Below are 15,990 nucleotides of genomic sequence, written 5' to 3'. Positions count from 1 at the left end.
GAACCCCGCATGAGCAACCTGACCCTCACCAAGACCCATATGATCGATGGCACGTGGCAAGGGATCGTCACCGGCGCGGGCGACGCCCAACCCGATCTTGCAGTCACCCACGCAGATGCCGACGTAGCGGGCATAAAGCTGGTACATAACGCGGGGTCTGACCATTGGGTGCTCAGCATCCCCGTTCCCGCTGCAGCAATTGCCGACGGCATCCACACCCTGCTGGTCGCAGATCGGACATCGGGCACAACACTGGCCAGCATCACCCTGATCGGGGACGAGGTGACGGGCCCGAACCTGCGTGCCGAGGTGGATTTGCTGCGTGCAGAGCTGGATATGCTTAAACGGGCCTTCCGGCGGCATTGCGTCGAAACCAGCTGACGGGCGCTGTGTGCGCCAACCCTATGATGGGGCTCGGGATGCCGCCACCACAGAGCGATTTGAAAAAATCAGATAGAACCAAAAAGCCGGCCCGCATGACTGCGGACCGGCCTTTTGCATAGCTTCTGAGTGAGATGTTTACTTTTTCGGGCCGAGTGCGGACAGGCCTTTGAGGATGTCGATGGCATAGGCCAACTGGTAATCCTCTTCGCGCAAGGACGCAGCTTTTTCGGCCTTGGCACGGTCTTCCATGATTTGGTCGACCTGATCGTCGGTCAGGCTGTCGTTGTTGAGGCTGCCGCGCAGGTCTGCTTCGGAACGCAGGGGGCGTGCTGCTGTATCCTCGTCTTCGGGGTCCGCAGGTTTGGTCGGAGGCTGTGCGACGATGATGTCAGGGGACACCCCGAGCGCCTGGATAGAGCGGCCCGACGGCGTGTAGTACCGCGCCGTGGTCAGGCGCATCGCCCCTTCACCGCGCAGCGGCATGATCGTTTGCACCGACCCTTTACCAAAGCTTTTTGTGCCCACCACAATCGCGCGTCGGTGGTCTTGCAAGGCACCGGCAACGATCTCGGAAGCCGAGGCAGAGCCGCCGTTGATCAGCACGACAATCGGCTTACCCTCGGCCAGATCGCCGGGGGTCGCGTTAGTGCGATCGCCATCCGCCGCATCACGGCCACGGGTGCTGACGATCTCGCCTTCTTCAAGGAAAGCATCTGACACAGCGATGGCCTGATTCAGCAACCCACCGGGGTTGTTGCGCAGATCAACGACAAAGCCGCTGACATTCTCGATGCCGCCGGCGGCCTCGACCTGCTCGTCCAGACCTTCTTTCAGCTTGGGGTAGGTCTGTTCGTTGAACGTCGTGACACGCAAAACAACAGCGTTGCCCTCGGTACGCGCCCGCACCGCAGTCAGCTGGATTGTATCGCGCACCAGCGACACGTCAAACGGCTCTGTCTCGCCTTCGCGCACTACGGTGATCGCGATTTCGGACCCGACAGGTCCGCGCATCAGCTCAACGGCGTCATCCAGCGTCAGCCCCAGCAGGCTTTCGCCGTCCACATGGGTGATGAAATCGCCCGCTTCGATTCCTGCCTCAGAGGCAGGCGTGCCGTCGATGGGGGAAACAACTTTGACGAAACCCTCTTCCTGCGTCACCTCGATGCCAAGTCCGCCGAATTCTCCGCGCGTCTGGTCGCGCATCTTCAACGCGTCTTTCGGCGACAGGTAGCTGGAGTGTGGATCAAGCGAGGTAAGCATGCCGTTGATCGCGGCCTCTACCAGCTCTTCGGTGTCGACCTCTTCGACGTATTGCGCGCGGATGCGTTCAAAGATGTCGCCGAACAGATCAAGCTGTTCATAAACGTTGCTGTTCTTTTCAGTTTCCTGTGCCAGCAAGGGGCCCGCAATCTGCGTCGTGGCAATTACCCCTGCCAGCGTACCGCCCACGGCAGCCATCACGAACTTCTTCATCGTTTATCCATCCTTATCAGTTCGGAACCAGTCTGACGGGTCCTGCGGAACATTGTTCTCTCTTACTTCTATATAGAGCGTTTCTGAACGCTCTATGCCAGCCCCATCACCATTTGGTGAGAGCGCCTGTTGATTTACCCCGGTCGGGCCGCCCATCAGACCGATAGGCGTTGCCGCCGCGATCACCTGTCCTGCCTCGCCATAGACCACATCCAGCCCCGCCAGCACAAACAACGCGCCGGCCCGCGGTTCAAGAATGACCACGTTGCCAAGGTCCAAAAGGGCGCCGGTGTAGCGGATTGTTGCCGCTGTTGGCGATGTCACGATGGCACGCGGGCGTGTGGCAAGGATAATACCGGGGCGTGTCACCCCTGCGGCATCGGTTTCATTGGCGCGGCGCAGGATCACGCCTTGCACCGGCATGGCGAGCTCGCCCTTCTGCCCTTCGAAATCAGCCGGCCCATCCGGGATTGGCTCAGAGGTCATTTCCGAAAGGCCGCTGGCAAACCCCGACAGTGTTTCCGAGGAGGAAATCAGGATCGCGGTGCGGACCGGGTCTTCGCTAAAGCGTTTGGGCAAGTCGGTTCGGTTGGCCATAGCCTGATTCAATTCAGTACGGGCCCGCTGGATTTCGGTCAGCCCGTCCTGCAGGCGCTGTGCCGCATCGGTTTGAAGGGTGCGCAGCGTCTGGACGTCTTGCAAATCCTGCCGCAACACATCGGCGCGGGTGTTCAGCGCGGGTGTCAGCTCTGCCAATAACATGCCCGCGCGCGCCGTGCCTACAGGCCCTTCGGGGTGCAGGAACAACGTGGGCGACGGGTTGCCGCCAATGCTTTGGAGCACCCCCAGCAACTGCGCGACCTCGCCATCGCGGGCCTGTAGTTTCTTGCTCAGCTGGGCTTCGTTGATCGCCGCCTGACGCAGCCCCTCGCGCATGGCACCAAGACCCGTTTCAAACGCCTGAATGGTCTGGGTGAGTGCCTGAACACGGTCCCGCGCCCCATCCGCTGCATCCAACTGGGCAGAAGCCGCCTCAAGATCGGCCATCGCACGACGTGCCTGCTCAGCCGCCTCTGTCTGCGCAAACACGCTGACGGGCCAGAACATCAGAGCAAGGGCACAAAGGCGGATCATTCGAGCAAGGACTTTCCCGTCATCTCTACCGGCTGGTCCAGTCCCATCAGCTGCAAGACCGTGGGGGCCAGATCGGCCAACCGACCTGTGCGCAGACTGGCCCCTTCGGGCCCGCCCACTACCGCAACCGGCACGGGGTTCAATGTATGTGCCGTGTGCGCCCCGCCGGTTTCGGGGTCAATCATCGTCTCGCAATTGCCATGGTCCGCGGTGACGATCATCGCACCGCCGACGTCCTCTAGCGCCTCAAGCACACGGCCAAGGCCCGTATCCACCGCTTCGCAGGCGGCAATGGCGGCATCCAGATCGCCGGTGTGCCCCACCATGTCGGGGTTCGCGTAATTCACCACGATCAAGTCATAACGGTCCTTGATCGCCTGCACGAAATGGTCGGTCACCTCGCCGCATGACATCTCGGGCTGCAAATCATAGGTCGCCACATTCGGCGACTTTGGCATAAAGCGGTCTTCGCCTATCGTCGGGGTTTCCGCGCCGCCGTTCAGGAAGAACGTCACATGGGGGTATTTCTCTGTCTCGGCCAGACGGAACTGGCGCAGGCCATGCTGCGCAACCCATGCGCCAAGCGTGTTCACGATCTCGGGCTTGGGATACATGGTGGTCATGAACGCCATATGCGCATCGGAATATTCCGCCATGCCCATGACCGCAGACCACGCTGGCCGCGCTCCCGTGTCGAACGCATCAAAATCAGGAGCTGCAAGCGCCGACATGATTTCGCGCGCGCGATCGGCGCGGAAATTCAGGCAAAACACCCCGTCCCCATCTTGCACACCCTCATAGCCATGCAACACCGTGGGCGTAATAAATTCGTCGTTCTCTTCCAACCCGTAGGCATCCGTCACCGCAGCGGACGCGGTCGGCGCGGCACGGCCCTTGCCCAGCACGATCGCCTCATAGGCTTTGGCCACGCGGTCCCAGCGGTTGTCGCGGTCCATCGCAAAGTAGCGCCCCAACACTGTCGCGATGGACGCCCCGTCGGGCAAGGCGGCTTGCAACGTCTCGAAATAGCCCAGTGCCGACCGTGGAGCCACATCGCGCCCGTCCGTCAAAGCGTGGATCACCACCGGAACACCGTGATCGCAAATCGCGTGCACCGCGACGATCATATGCGTGAGATGCCCGTGCACGCCGCCGTCAGACACCAGCCCCATCAGATGGGCCGTACCGCCAGTCTTTTTCAGCGTCGCAATAAAATCGATCAAAGGCTGATGCTTCGCAAACGCCCCCTCTTCGATAGCCAAATCGATCTGACCGAGATCCATCGCCACCACCCGACCGGCCCCGATATTGGTATGCCCCACTTCGGAGTTCCCCATCTGCCCCTGTGGCAACCCGACGTCAGGGCCAAAGGTAGTCAGCGTGGCCGAGGGACAGCTTTGCATGATCCGGTCGAAATGCGGTGTTTTGGCCAGCAGCGGTGCGTTCCCTTTGGGATCATCGCACAGGCCCCACCCATCCAGAATGCATAATACGACAGGTTTTGGGGTGTTCATCCTAAGACCGCTCCGAAGATTTTCAGTGGTTTTCCGTCTTTTAGCGGCTCTGAGACGGATGGTGAACCTAATTCATTGCAGATTACAAACTTGTAAGCTGGCGCTGGCCAAATCACGCGGCGCACCCTTGCCCTGCCGGCGCGGTTTGGTCATAAGATGGGCGCATCAAAGCCAAGGACGACAGCATGACATTCCAAGCACCGGAAACCCGCATTGTGACCACCTGGCGCGTCGCCTGTGACGGCAGCGAGGGAGCCTTGGGGCACCCGCGCGTCTGGCTGCAAATCCCGCAAGACAAAGGCTGGGTCGAATGTGGGTACTGCGACTGCAAGTTCATCCACGCCGAGTTTGAGGGCAAAGTCTGACCAAAGCGTTACGATGGCTGGGCGCACTTGCGCTTTTGCCAGTGTGTTTTGTGAGTGCTGCCCTTATCGGTGCCGTCTGGGCGCCCGGCGTAGCCCAAGACCGTGCGATGCCCTCGCGCGACGTGCTTTTGATCCACGGACCGATCCATTACGATCTGCTGATCCCGCTCGATGACATTTCGCGGCCGCGTTTTGCATCTCTCGAGGCGCGTGGCGTGCCGCTATCGCACCCTGATGCGCGCTGGCTGGTGATCGGCTGGGGCGCGCGCAAGTTTTATACGCAAACCCCGACCTATCGCGAGCTGAAGCCCGGCAATGTCTGGCGCGGTGTTATCGGCGATGACGCAGTCTTGCGGATTGACGTGATCGGCCCAATAAACCAGCAGATAAAACGCCGGAGCGTCGCCATGACCGAACGGCAGTATCGCACGCTGGTAGATAATGTCTGGTCCGAGTTTACACTCGGGCCCGATGGCCTGCCCGAACGCGTGGGGGTCACAGGGTATACCACCACAGACGGATTCTTTGCGGCCGAGGGGCGTTTTAGCATCCTGCGCACCTGTAATGTCTGGATCGGCGACCAGCTGCGTGCGGCGGGCTTGCGTTTTGGGCGTTGGACGCCGCTGCCTCTTTCGGTCAGCCTGTCCTATCAACTTTACCAAAGCGATCGCCGCTGACGTGGGACGCTCCGCGGGGAGTTTAAGTGGCAAAATGAAGCCGGTCCCTATCAATTGGCCGCTGGAGAGTTTGGCTGCTTCGTGACAAAAGAAGGCTTGTCTGAAAGAGGAGCACCGACATGTCCGGCACATTTGGCAAGGGTCACCATCTGCATCTGATCGACGGGTCGGCGTTTATTTTTCGCGCCTACCACGCGCTGCCGCCGTTGACGCGCAAATCGGACGGGCTGCCGATCGGAGCCGTGGCCGGTTTTTGCAACATGTTGCAGCGCTATGTCGAAGGCAACACCGGGCCCGATGCGCCAACCCATGTGGCCGTGATCTTCGACAAGGGCAGCCACACCTTCCGCAATGACATGTACGACAAGTACAAGGCCAACCGTGAGGCCATGCCCGAAGACCTGCGTCCGCAGATCCCCCTGACCCGCACCGCCACCGAAGCCTTCAACATCGCGTGCAAGGAGAAGCAAGGCTATGAGGCGGATGATATCATCGCGACGCTCGCCGTGCAGGCCCGTGCCGCGGGTGGGCGCTGCACCATCATTAGTTCGGACAAGGATTTGATGCAGTTGGTCGGCGGCGGCGTCGAAATGCTGGATGCGATGAAGAACAAAAGCATCGACCGTGATGGCGTGTTCGAGAAATTCGGCGTGTTCCCCGACCGTGTGGTTGATGTGCAAGCCCTGGCCGGGGATTCCGTCGATAACGTGCCTGGCGCACCCGGAATCGGGATCAAGACCGCCGCGCTGCTGATCAACGAATATGGCGATCTTGATACGTTGCTTGAACGCGCGGGCGAGATCAAACAGCCCAAACGCCGGCAGACCTTGATCGACCACGCAGATCAAATCCGCCTGTCCCGCGATCTGGTTCAGCTGGACGAGAATACGCCGCTGGACTTTACGCTGGACGACCTCGAGGTACGCGACCCCGACGCCGAGCAGCTGCTCGGTTTCCTTGCCGAGATGGAGTTTCGCACACTGTCAAAACGCGTGGCCGAGGTGTTGGGCAAAGAGGCCCCCACCATCGCGGACGCACCGGTCCCGGCCGATGCCCCCGCCGCGGCGGACGTGCCCTTTGACGCAGACCTGTATGAACACGTCAGCGACACAGAGGCCCTGCAGGCCTGGATCGAGCGGATTTACGAATTCGGCTATGTCGCCGTCGATACAGAGACCACGGGGCTGGACGATATGGTCGCGCAGCTGGTCGGCGTTTCGCTTTGCGTCGAACCCGGCAAAGCCTGCTACATCCCGCTCATCCACAAGGCGCGTGGCAGCGATGATCTGTTTGGCTCTGACGATTTGGCCGAGGGGCAGATCCCGCTTGAAGAGGCGCTGCGCCTGTTGACCCCGATGTTGCAGGATCCCGCGATCCTGAAAATCGGGCAAAACATGAAATACGACAGCAAGATATTTGGGCAACTCGGCATCAATGTCGCCCCGATCGACGATACGATGCTGCTGTCTTATGCGATGCACGCCGGGCTGCACGGGCACGGGATGGACACGCTGTCAGAACGGTACCTGTCGCACACACCGATCCCGATCAAACCTTTGTTGGGCTCAGGTAAATCCGCGATCACCTTTGATAAGGTCCCGCTGGCCGATGCGGTGAAATATGCTGCCGAGGATGCGGATATTACTCTACGTTTGTGGCAGCTGTTCAAGCCGCAGCTGCACCGCGTCGAGGTGACGAAGGTGTATGAAACACTTGAGCGTCCCTTGGTGCCTGTGTTGGCCGCGATGGAACGGTCTGGCGTCAAGGTGGACCGCGATACGCTGAGCCGGATGTCGAATGCCTTTGCGCAGAAGATGGCAGGGCTTGAGGATGAAATCTATCAACTCGCCGGTCGCAAATTCAATGTCGGATCGCCCAAGCAGCTTGGTGAGATCCTGTTTGACGAGATGGCGCTGGAAGGCGGCAAAAAGGGCAAGACGGGGGCCTATGCCACCGGTGCCGACGTGCTTGAGGACCTCGCGACAGAGCATGACTTGCCCGCACGTGTGCTGGACTGGCGGCAGCTGTCGAAGCTGAAATCGACCTACACCGACGCGCTTCAGGACCACATCAACCCTGACACCGGACGCGTACACACCTCATACTCCATCGCGGGGGCATCGACGGGCCGGCTGGCGTCGACCGATCCGAACCTGCAAAACATCCCGATCCGATCCGAAGAAGGCCGCCGCATCCGCGAGGCCTTTGTTGCCGAGCCGGGTAAAGTGCTGGTCGCGCTGGACTATTCCCAGATCGAGCTTCGGATTCTGGCGCATATTGCCAACATCCCTGAGCTCAAGCAGGCCTTTCAGGACGGCATCGACATTCACGCCTTGACCGCATCAGAAATGTTCGGCGTTCCGCTCGATGAAATGACATCGGACGTGCGCCGTCAGGCCAAAGCGATCAACTTTGGCGTGATCTATGGCATCTCGGGCTTTGGCCTGGCGCGCAACCTGCGCATTCCGCGGGCCGAGGCACAGGGCTTCATTGACCGTTATTTCGAACGTTTCCCCGGCATCCGCACCTATATGAACGACACCAAAGCGTTTGCGAAAGAGCATGGCTTTGTGCAGACCCTGTTCGGACGCAAAATCCACACGCCAGAGATCAGCGCCAAAGGCCCCCGCGCGGGGTTCGCCCAACGGGCCGCTATTAACGCGCCGATCCAGGGGACAGCCGCAGACGTGATCCGCCGCGCGATGATCCGCATGCCCGACGCGATCAAGGGCCTGCCCGCCACGATGCTGCTGCAGGTGCACGATGAACTGCTGTTCGAGGTGGAAAAAGGGGCCGAAGATGCTCTGATCGACGCCGCGCGTCATGTGATGGAAAACGCAGCCGATCCGGTGGTCAAACTGGACGTAAAGCTGACGGTGGACGCAGGGATAGGGTCAAACTGGGCGGAGGCGCATTAAGCGCCTTTGCCGTTTGTCTAGGTGAGCGCTATCCAGTGAGGGCTGCCTTTGCTCCGCGAGACCTGTTTCGCACCGGGCCCAATCTTGGCATTCAGTGTCGCGCGTCGCAGCGGGGCGCTTTTCGCGCACCGAAATCAGTCAGGCAGTTCGCCCGACGGGATGATGCCAAAGAAGCTGCCGCCGGACCATACGCCGAACCAGCCCTCGTGGTGCTGACCCAGTTCGACCAGCCGGTAAAAGCTTTTGCGGTCGATCAGCGCCTCTAGGTTGCGGCGGATACGGACGTAGGGTGCCGGCTCTCCGGTTTCGGGGGCACGCTCGATACGGATCGGCAGATCGGGGCCAGCAACCGCGATATCCCCAAGGTTGGTCTGGAACGTGAGCGTCTGATCGGTGCCGCTGCCTTCGGCCTCGAAATCGATGGCGACAAAGGGGGCATCTTCGACCTTGATGCCGACCTTTTCAACCGGCGTCACAAGGAAATAGTCGTCGTCTTCACGGATCAGAATCGATGCGAACAGCTTTACCAGCCCCATGCGGCCAATCGGAGTGCCTTGATAGAACCAGGTGCCGTCGCGTTTGATCTCCATGTCCAGATCGCCGCAAAACGGGGGGTTCCACTTCTCTACCGGCGGCAATCCGCGTGTTTTGGCGGCGGAAACAGACGCGGCAAGGCTTTCTGCTGTTGGGGTCACGGTTTTTTGTCCACTCATTGCTTTTGCCATTTCCTGTTCACACGATACACTTACATCTAACTGATATAACCCCAAGGACGCAAAAGTCATGACCCAAGCCCGCGATATGGTAGCAGAAATCGAGACGCTTGGCGAAAAGCTGGCCGAGGCCAAGGCGTCGATCAACCGGCGCTTTATCGGACAGGAGTGGGTCGTTGATCTGACACTGACGGCGCTGCTGTGTGGCGGGCACGGGTTGCTGATCGGTCTGCCAGGACTGGGCAAGACGCGGTTGGTCGAAACGCTCAGCACAGTGATGGGGTTGGATGGCAATCGGGTCCAGTTCACGCCCGATCTGATGCCTGCCGATATTCTGGGGTCAGAGGTGCTGGACACCGCCGCCGACGGCACCCGCGCATTCCGTTTTGTCGAAGGCCCGATTTTTTGCCAACTGCTGATGGCGGACGAGATCAACCGCGCCTCGCCGCGCACTCAATCCGCGTTGTTGCAGGCGATGCAGGAAAAAACTGTGACCGTCGCTGGACAGGACCGCGCCTTGGGGCATCCGTTTCACGTGCTCGCCACCCAGAATCCGATTGAACAAGAGGGCACCTACCCGCTGCCCGAGGCCCAGCTTGATCGTTTCCTCGTGCAGATCGACGTCGCCTATCCCGACCGCGATACAGAACGCGATATCCTAATGGCGACCACGGGCGATACCGATGCGCAGGCCACGGCTGTGTTTACCACGTCAGAGCTGCTGGCCGCGCAAACGCTGCTGCGGCAGATGCCGGTCGGTGAATCCGTGGTCGAGCTGATCCTTGATCTGGTCCGCGCCTTCCGCCCTGACGGTCCCGACGCCAGCCGACACGTGCGCGATACCGTGGCGTGGGGCCCCGGCCCCCGTGCTGCGCAGGCGTTGATGTTGACCGTGCGGGCGCGCGCCTTGCTACAAGGGCGGTTGGCCCCCTCGGCCGAAGATGTGATTGATATGGCCCGCCCCGTTTTGATGCACCGAATGGCACTGAACTTTGCCGCGCGCGCACGGGGTGACAGCCTGAACACGTTGATCGACGCAACCACGGCCAGCCTGATCGGGAAAAAGGCCGCGGCGTGAACAGCCCCGACACCCTTCGCATCCAATCCGAGGAGCAAGCAGCCCGTTTGCCCGCGCTGCTGGCCCGTGCAGAGCATCTGGCCGGCGCGGTTCTGCTGGGCGCGCATGGACGTCGTCGCGCAGGGGTGGGGGATGACTTCTGGCAATACCGGCCGGCACAGGTCGGCGACAGCCGGCGCAGCATTGACCACCGGCGTTCGGCGATGGGGGACCATGAATTTGTGCGCGAACGCGAATGGCAGATCGCGCAGTCGGTCATGCTTTGGGTCGATCAGGGGGCCTCGATGCGCTTTGCCTCGACCGCCGCGCTGGATCAGAAAGCTGACCGCGCACGGCTGCTGGGACTGGCGCTGGCGGTTTTGCTGCAACGGGGCGGTGAACGCGTCGGCCTGACCGGCAGCGCCCTGCCTCCACGGTCGGGCAGGCCCCAGATTTTGCGACTTGCCGAAGCGCTGTGTCAGGACGACGCCGCGGATTATGCGCCGCCCGAGCACCGTGCCATGATCCCCCAAGCGCGGGCTGTATTTATCTCTGACTTCATGGGCGATCTTGCGGGAGTCGCCACAGCCCTGACCAAGGCCGCCGACCGCGGCGTGCGGGGCGTGTTGCTCCATGTGCTTGACCCCTCGGAAGAGGCCTTCCCGTTTACCGGCCGCACCATCTTTGAAAGCGTCGGCGGCACCTTGCGTCATGAAACGTTGAAGGCGAACGACCTGAAACACCGCTATCTTGAACGGCTCGCCGAACGTAAGGCAGAGCTGCAGCAACTTTGCGCCCTGACCGGCTGGCAGTACGGGCTGCACCACACTGACAGCACGGCGCAATCGGCACTGCTGTGGCTGTATGGTGCGCTGGATACGCGCAGCGGGGGGGCGGCATGACCGTGTTCGGGGGTATCGGTTTTACCGCGCCTTGGATGCTGCTTGCGCTTCTGGCGCTGCCGATCCTGTGGCTGATCTTGCGGGCTGTGCCACCTGCGCCGATCCGCCGCCGTTTTCCCGGCGTGGCGCTTTTACTCGGCCTCAGCGATGCCGAAAGCGTGTCGGACCGCACGCCGTGGTGGCTGCTGTTTTTGCGCATGCTTGCCGTGGCGGCGCTGATTATCGGGCTGGCTGGACCTATCCTGAACCCGCAAGAGGAACAGACCCAAGGCACCGGCCCGCTGCTGATCGTACTTGACGGGTCGTGGGCGGGTGCTACCCGTTGGCCGCAACAAACCGAAGCGCTCGAGGCGCAGCTGACCCGTGCGGCGCGCGCCGGACGCACCGTTGGCTTCCTGACCCTCACCCGACCAGAGGCACCCGCCTTTCAGTCTGCCGACGCAGGGCGCAGCCGGCTGGCCGGGTTCAAGCCCGCACCATGGCAACCCGCCCCCACCGATATCGACCGCGCGATTGAGATTACCAACACACTGGGCGGGTTCGATACGGTTTGGTTCAGTGACGGGCTCGCCTATGACGGGCGCGATGCGATGCTTGAGGCGTTACAGAATCAGGGCAGCGTAGAGGTGTACCAGACCGGCGCCGATGTGCTGGCGATGGCGCCCGCAACCTATGAGGACGGGGCGATCACCCTTACCGTCAAACGCGCCCTGCCCACTGCCGAACGTGCCGTGACAATCAATGCACAGGGCCGCGATCCGGCGGGGAATATGCGCACCCTCGCCAGTGTGCCCGCCACATTCGAAGCGGGATCGACGCAGGCCACCGCCGCCCTGTCGCTCCCCGCTGAACTGCGCGCCCGGATCACCCGGTTTGACATTGCAGGCCAACGCTCGGCCGGGGCGACAACGCTTGTGGACGATGCGTTGCGGCGGCGCGAGGTCGGGCTGATTGCCGGGCGCGAGAACCGCGAGGGGCTAGAGCTGCTGTCGCCGCTACATTATATCGAACAAGCCTTGGCCCCCGCCGCCGATCTGATTGACGGCGCGCTTGGCGATGTGCTGCCCGCCAACCCCGATGTGATCGTGCTGGCCGATATCGCGACCCTGTCCGAGGCAGAACAGGCACCGCTGCTCGACTGGATCGAAGCGGGCGGGATGTTGGTCCGTTTTGCTGGGCCACGCATTGCCGCCAGCGATATCAGCCGCGACACCGAAGACCCGCTGATGCCCGTGCGCCTGCGGTCTGGCGGCCGAAGCGTTGGCGGCGCGATGAGCTGGGGAGCCCCTAAAACACTCGATGCTTTCCGCGAAACCTCTCCGTTTTTCGGATTGGAAATACCGGAGGATGTGACTGTATCCGCGCAGGTCGTCGCACAGCCCGATCCCACCCTGTCGGACCGCGTGATCGCGGCGCTCAGCGATGGCACGCCGCTCGTCACACGCAAGCAACTGGGTCAGGGGCAGATCATCTTGTTTCACGTAACCGCTACAGCCGAATGGTCAACGCTGCCGCTGTCGGGGCTATTTGTGCAGATGATGGAACGGTTAGCGATTTCTTCATCTTCAGCCGGTATCGAGGCCTCGGAGCTGCAAGGGACGACGTGGACACCCCTGCGGGTAATGGACGGGTTCGGCACGTTGTCCGACGCGGGCACGCTGCCGGGTGTGGATGGCGCTGATCTGGCGGATGCCCCTGCGGGGCCGAATTTGCAGCCGGGGGTCTATGCCTCTGGCGACAGGCGTATTGCGCGCAACGTGGTGGTGGCTGATACCACGCTTGGGCCTGCAACGTGGCCTGCGGACGTGCCAGTGCGCGGGCTTGATGTCGTGGATGAACGGCCGCTTGCCGGATGGCTGTTGTCGCTGTCGATTCTGCTGTTGCTGGCCGATGTTGTCGCGTCGCTGTCCCTGTCTGGGCGGCTTCTGAAACACAGCAATGCCGCAGGTCTGATCCTTGCCGCGCTGATCTATGGGCCGACGCAGGCTGATGCGCAGGCAGACGACAGCTTTGCCCTCAACGCCACGGCAGAGATGACGCTGGCCTATGTAGTCACCGGCAACGCGTCGGTCGACGAGATGTCAGATGCCGGATTGCGTGGGCTGTCGGATACGCTCTATTTCCGCACGTCGGTTGAACCCGCCAATCCCATCGGCGTCAATCTCGAACGGGACGAGCTTGCGTTCTTCCCCATGCTTTATTGGCCCATCACGCCAGAGCAGCCCCGCCCTTCGGATGCGGCCTATACCAAGCTGAACACCTATTTGCGGTCCGGCGGGATGATCCTGTTTGACACGCGTGATGCGAATATCGCGGGATTCGGAGCCGCCAGCCCCAATGGCCGCAAGCTGCAAGACCTCGCCGCCCCGCTGGACATCCCGCCGCTAGAGCCCCTGCCTGCGGATCACGTTCTGACCCGCACTTTCTATTTGCTGCAGGATTTTCCTGGTCGGCACAGCGGGCGCGATCTGTGGGTAGAGGCATCGCCCCCCGATGCAGAGCAGGTAGAAGGAATGCCATTTCGCAATCTCAACGATGGCGTCAGCCCGGTTGTGATTGGCGGCAACGATTGGGCCGCGGCTTGGGCCGTGTCGCCGAACGGTGCCCCGATGGTACCCATCGGGCGCGGCTTTGCGGGGGAACGTCAACGCGAATTGGCATATCGGTTTGGCGTCAATCTGGTCATGCATGTGCTGACCGGTAACTATAAATCCGATCAGGTCCATGTGCCTGCGCTGCTGGACAGGTTGGGCCAATGACGTCGAGCATTATATTCGATCCGCTCATCCCTTTGCCAGTGTTGGCGCTGGTTGCGGCACTGGCGCTGGCCGCCGTGGCCTTGGCAGTGCTGCGCGGGTTGCAGGGTTGGGCGCTACGCGGGGCGGCGATGGTCGTTATTCTTGCGGCCCTCGCCGGCCCCTCCGTCCAACAAGAAGATCGTGCGCCGCTCACGGATATTGTCGTGATGCTGGAAGACGCAAGCGCCAGTCAGAAACTCGCGGATCGCCCCGCACAAACCAGCACTGCCGCAGATACGCTGGCCGCCCAGATCGCGACCCGCGACAACACCGAACTGCGCCGCGTGACCGTGCCGGACGGCGAAGGGGACAGCGGTACGCAGCTGATGACTGCGCTATCAGAGGTGCTGGCTGAAGAACCGCGCGCCCGTATCGCTGGGATTCTGACACTGAGCGACGGACGTATCCATGACGCTGATCTACCTGTGGATCTGCCCGCGCCGATGCACCTGCTGATGACCGGAAAGCAAAGCGATTGGGATCGCCGCCTGTCCGTACGCAACGCCCCGGCCTTTGCCATCATCGGCGAACCGGTAATCCTGACCCTGCGCATCGACGACCTTGGTGCCGCCCCGCAAAAAGATGCGCTGGCACCGCTTGAAATTTCGGTCGATGGGGAGCCGCCGCAAACCTTCCGCGTGCCGGTAGGCCAAGACCTCGAATTGCCCGTGACCCTGCCCCACAGCGGTCGCAATGTGATCCGGTTCTCGCTGCCCGAGGCCGCAGGAGAGCTGACCGACCGCAACAATTCTGCGTTGATCCAGATAAATGGCGTACGGGACCGGCTGCGCGTTCTGCTGGTCAGCGGCGAACCGCATCAGGGCGGGCGCACATGGCGCAACCTACTGAAATCCGACAGTTCTGTCGATCTGGTGCACTTTACGATCCTGCGTCCGCCCGAAAAACAGGATGGCGTGCCGGTGGACGAACTGTCCCTGATCGCCTTTCCCACCCGCGAATTGTTCATGGAAAAGATCGAGGATTTCGATCTGATTATCTTTGACCGCTATAAACGACGCGGCATCCTACCGTCGCTGTATCTGGAAAACGTCGCGAATTATGTGCGCGGCGGCGGGGCCGTACTGGTCGCAGCCGGCGCGGATTTCGCCAGTGCCGACAGCATCTATCGGTCCCCATTGGGAGACGTGCTGCCCGCCACGCCTACCGCGCGGGTGATCGAACAGCCGTACCGCCCTTTGGTCTCTGAACTGGGCCACCGCCATCCGGTCACCAGCGGCTTGCCCGAACAGGACACATGGGGCCGCTGGCTGCGGCAGATCGACGTGACGGACCCCTTGGGAGATGTCGTGATGACGGGCGAAGGCGACCGACCGCTGTTGATCCTGAACCGGGTCGAAGAAGGGCGCGTTGCGCTGATGACATCGGATCATGCGTGGCTTTGGAACCGCGGCTATGAAGGCGGCGGGCCGCAGCTTGAACTGCTGCGGCGTCTGGCCCACTGGATGATGAAAGAACCAGAGCTGGAAGAAGAGGCGCTGACCGCAAACGCCGATGGCCAGACCATGCGCATCACCCGCCGTACCCTTGGCGATGAAATTCCTCCTGTCACCATCACCAATCCCAATGGCAGCACCGCGCAGCTTGCACTGTCACCCACATCTCCCGGCGTATTCGAAGGCGTGTACGATGGGCCCGAGATTGGGCTATATCGGCTTGAAAATGGTGACCAAAGTGCCGTGATCGGCTTGGGCCCTGCCGCCCCGAAAGAGTTTGTCGAAACGATCGCGAGCGATGAAACCCTGACCCCCGTACTGGCCCCCGCACGCGGCGGCGTCGCGCGGATCGAAGAGGGTCTGCCCCGTATCCGCGACGTACGTGTCGGTCGCCCCGCTGCGGGTCGTGGATGGATTGGGCTCACACCTCGGAATGCCTATGAAACGCGGGACGTGCGCCAGATGCCGATCCTTCCGGCGTGGCTTGTTCTTTTGCTTGGCAGTGCGCTGATCCTTGCGGCATGGCTGCGCGAAGGACAACGTTAACCACGAAACCGCGCATATTGCGTGTAAAACGCTGAACCGGTTAAGCAGTTATTCA

The 15,990-nt window shown here is 61.6% G+C and carries 12 protein-coding genes; 8 read left to right on the top strand and 4 right to left on the bottom strand.

Features of this window, described 5'->3' with window-relative positions; translation table 11 throughout:
- Positions 1–9: 9 nt before the first annotated feature.
- Positions 10–381 (top strand): hypothetical protein, encoded by a 372-nt coding sequence (locus GLP52_RS13010; protein ID WP_093732038.1) that lies wholly within the window; start codon positions 10–12, stop codon positions 379–381.
- Positions 382–519: 138 nt separating this feature from the next.
- Here GLP52_RS13010 and GLP52_RS13005 read toward each other — a convergent pair whose 3' ends face one another.
- Genes GLP52_RS13005 through gpmI form a run of 3 tightly spaced genes read right to left on the bottom strand, consistent with a single transcriptional unit; the run spans position 520 to position 4,505 of the window.
- On the bottom strand, positions 520–1,857 hold the full coding sequence (locus tag GLP52_RS13005; RefSeq protein WP_093732039.1) for a S41 family peptidase: 1,338 nt from the start codon (positions 1,855–1,857) through the stop codon (positions 520–522).
- A gap of 3 nt (positions 1,858–1,860) precedes the next feature.
- Positions 1,861–2,991 carry a murein hydrolase activator EnvC family protein gene (locus GLP52_RS13000; RefSeq protein ID WP_093732040.1) on the bottom strand — a complete coding sequence of 377 codons (1,131 nt, stop codon included), beginning with the start codon at positions 2,989–2,991 and terminating at the stop codon, positions 1,861–1,863.
- Positions 2,988–4,505, bottom strand: coding sequence for a 2,3-bisphosphoglycerate-independent phosphoglycerate mutase (gene gpmI, locus GLP52_RS12995; protein WP_237272606.1), 1,518 nt, complete (start codon positions 4,503–4,505; stop codon positions 2,988–2,990). Before gpmI ends, GLP52_RS13000 begins: the two co-directional genes overlap by 4 nt.
- 185 nt (positions 4,506–4,690) lie before the next feature.
- Here gpmI and GLP52_RS12990 point away from each other — a divergent pair, with 185 nt between their 5' ends.
- The 3 genes from GLP52_RS12990 to polA all read left to right on the top strand — a co-directional run bounded on the left by GLP52_RS12990 (position 4,691) and on the right by polA (position 8,465).
- Positions 4,691–4,870, top strand: coding sequence for a zinc-finger domain-containing protein (locus GLP52_RS12990; protein ID WP_093732042.1), 180 nt, complete (start codon positions 4,691–4,693; stop codon positions 4,868–4,870).
- 50 nt (positions 4,871–4,920) lie between these two features.
- Positions 4,921–5,547, top strand: a complete 627-nt coding sequence (locus GLP52_RS12985) for a TIGR02117 family protein (RefSeq protein ID WP_237272605.1) — start codon at positions 4,921–4,923, stop codon at positions 5,545–5,547.
- A 119-nt stretch (positions 5,548–5,666) separates the two neighbouring features.
- On the top strand, positions 5,667–8,465 hold the full coding sequence (gene polA / locus GLP52_RS12980) for a DNA polymerase I (RefSeq protein WP_237272604.1): 2,799 nt from the start codon (positions 5,667–5,669) through the stop codon (positions 8,463–8,465).
- Positions 8,466–8,599: 134 nt separating this feature from the next.
- Here the strand turns inward: polA and GLP52_RS12975 are convergent, their stop codons facing one another.
- The gene (locus GLP52_RS12975; RefSeq protein WP_093732045.1) at positions 8,600–9,178 is read right to left on the bottom strand and encodes a DUF1285 domain-containing protein; all 579 of its coding nucleotides are present in this window, start codon (positions 9,176–9,178) and stop codon (positions 8,600–8,602) included.
- A gap of 70 nt (positions 9,179–9,248) precedes the next feature.
- Here GLP52_RS12975 and GLP52_RS12970 point away from each other — a divergent pair, with 70 nt between their 5' ends.
- From GLP52_RS12970 to GLP52_RS12955, 4 genes are read left to right on the top strand one after another with little or no spacing between them, the layout of a single operon-like run.
- A complete protein-coding gene (locus GLP52_RS12970; protein ID WP_237272603.1) occupies positions 9,249–10,256 on the top strand; it encodes an AAA family ATPase in 1,008 nt (335 codons plus the stop codon).
- A complete protein-coding gene (locus GLP52_RS12965; RefSeq protein ID WP_237272602.1) occupies positions 10,253–11,137 on the top strand; it encodes a DUF58 domain-containing protein in 885 nt (294 codons plus the stop codon). The genes GLP52_RS12970 and GLP52_RS12965 overlap by 4 nt, the downstream gene beginning before the upstream one ends.
- The gene (locus tag GLP52_RS12960; RefSeq protein ID WP_237272601.1) at positions 11,134–13,896 is read left to right on the top strand and encodes a DUF4159 domain-containing protein; all 2,763 of its coding nucleotides are present in this window, start codon (positions 11,134–11,136) and stop codon (positions 13,894–13,896) included. The genes GLP52_RS12965 and GLP52_RS12960 overlap by 4 nt, the downstream gene beginning before the upstream one ends.
- Positions 13,893–15,935, top strand: coding sequence for a hypothetical protein (locus tag GLP52_RS12955; protein ID WP_237272600.1), 2,043 nt, complete (start codon positions 13,893–13,895; stop codon positions 15,933–15,935). The genes GLP52_RS12960 and GLP52_RS12955 overlap by 4 nt, the downstream gene beginning before the upstream one ends.
- Positions 15,936–15,990 lie beyond the last annotated feature (55 nt).

The organism is Sulfitobacter sp. M22 (genome assembly GCF_021736025.1).
GTDB lineage: Bacteria > Pseudomonadota > Alphaproteobacteria > Rhodobacterales > Rhodobacteraceae > Sulfitobacter > Sulfitobacter litoralis.
The sequence above is the reverse complement of the archived record's forward strand: the minus strand, read 5'-3'. Positions and strand labels throughout refer to the sequence as shown.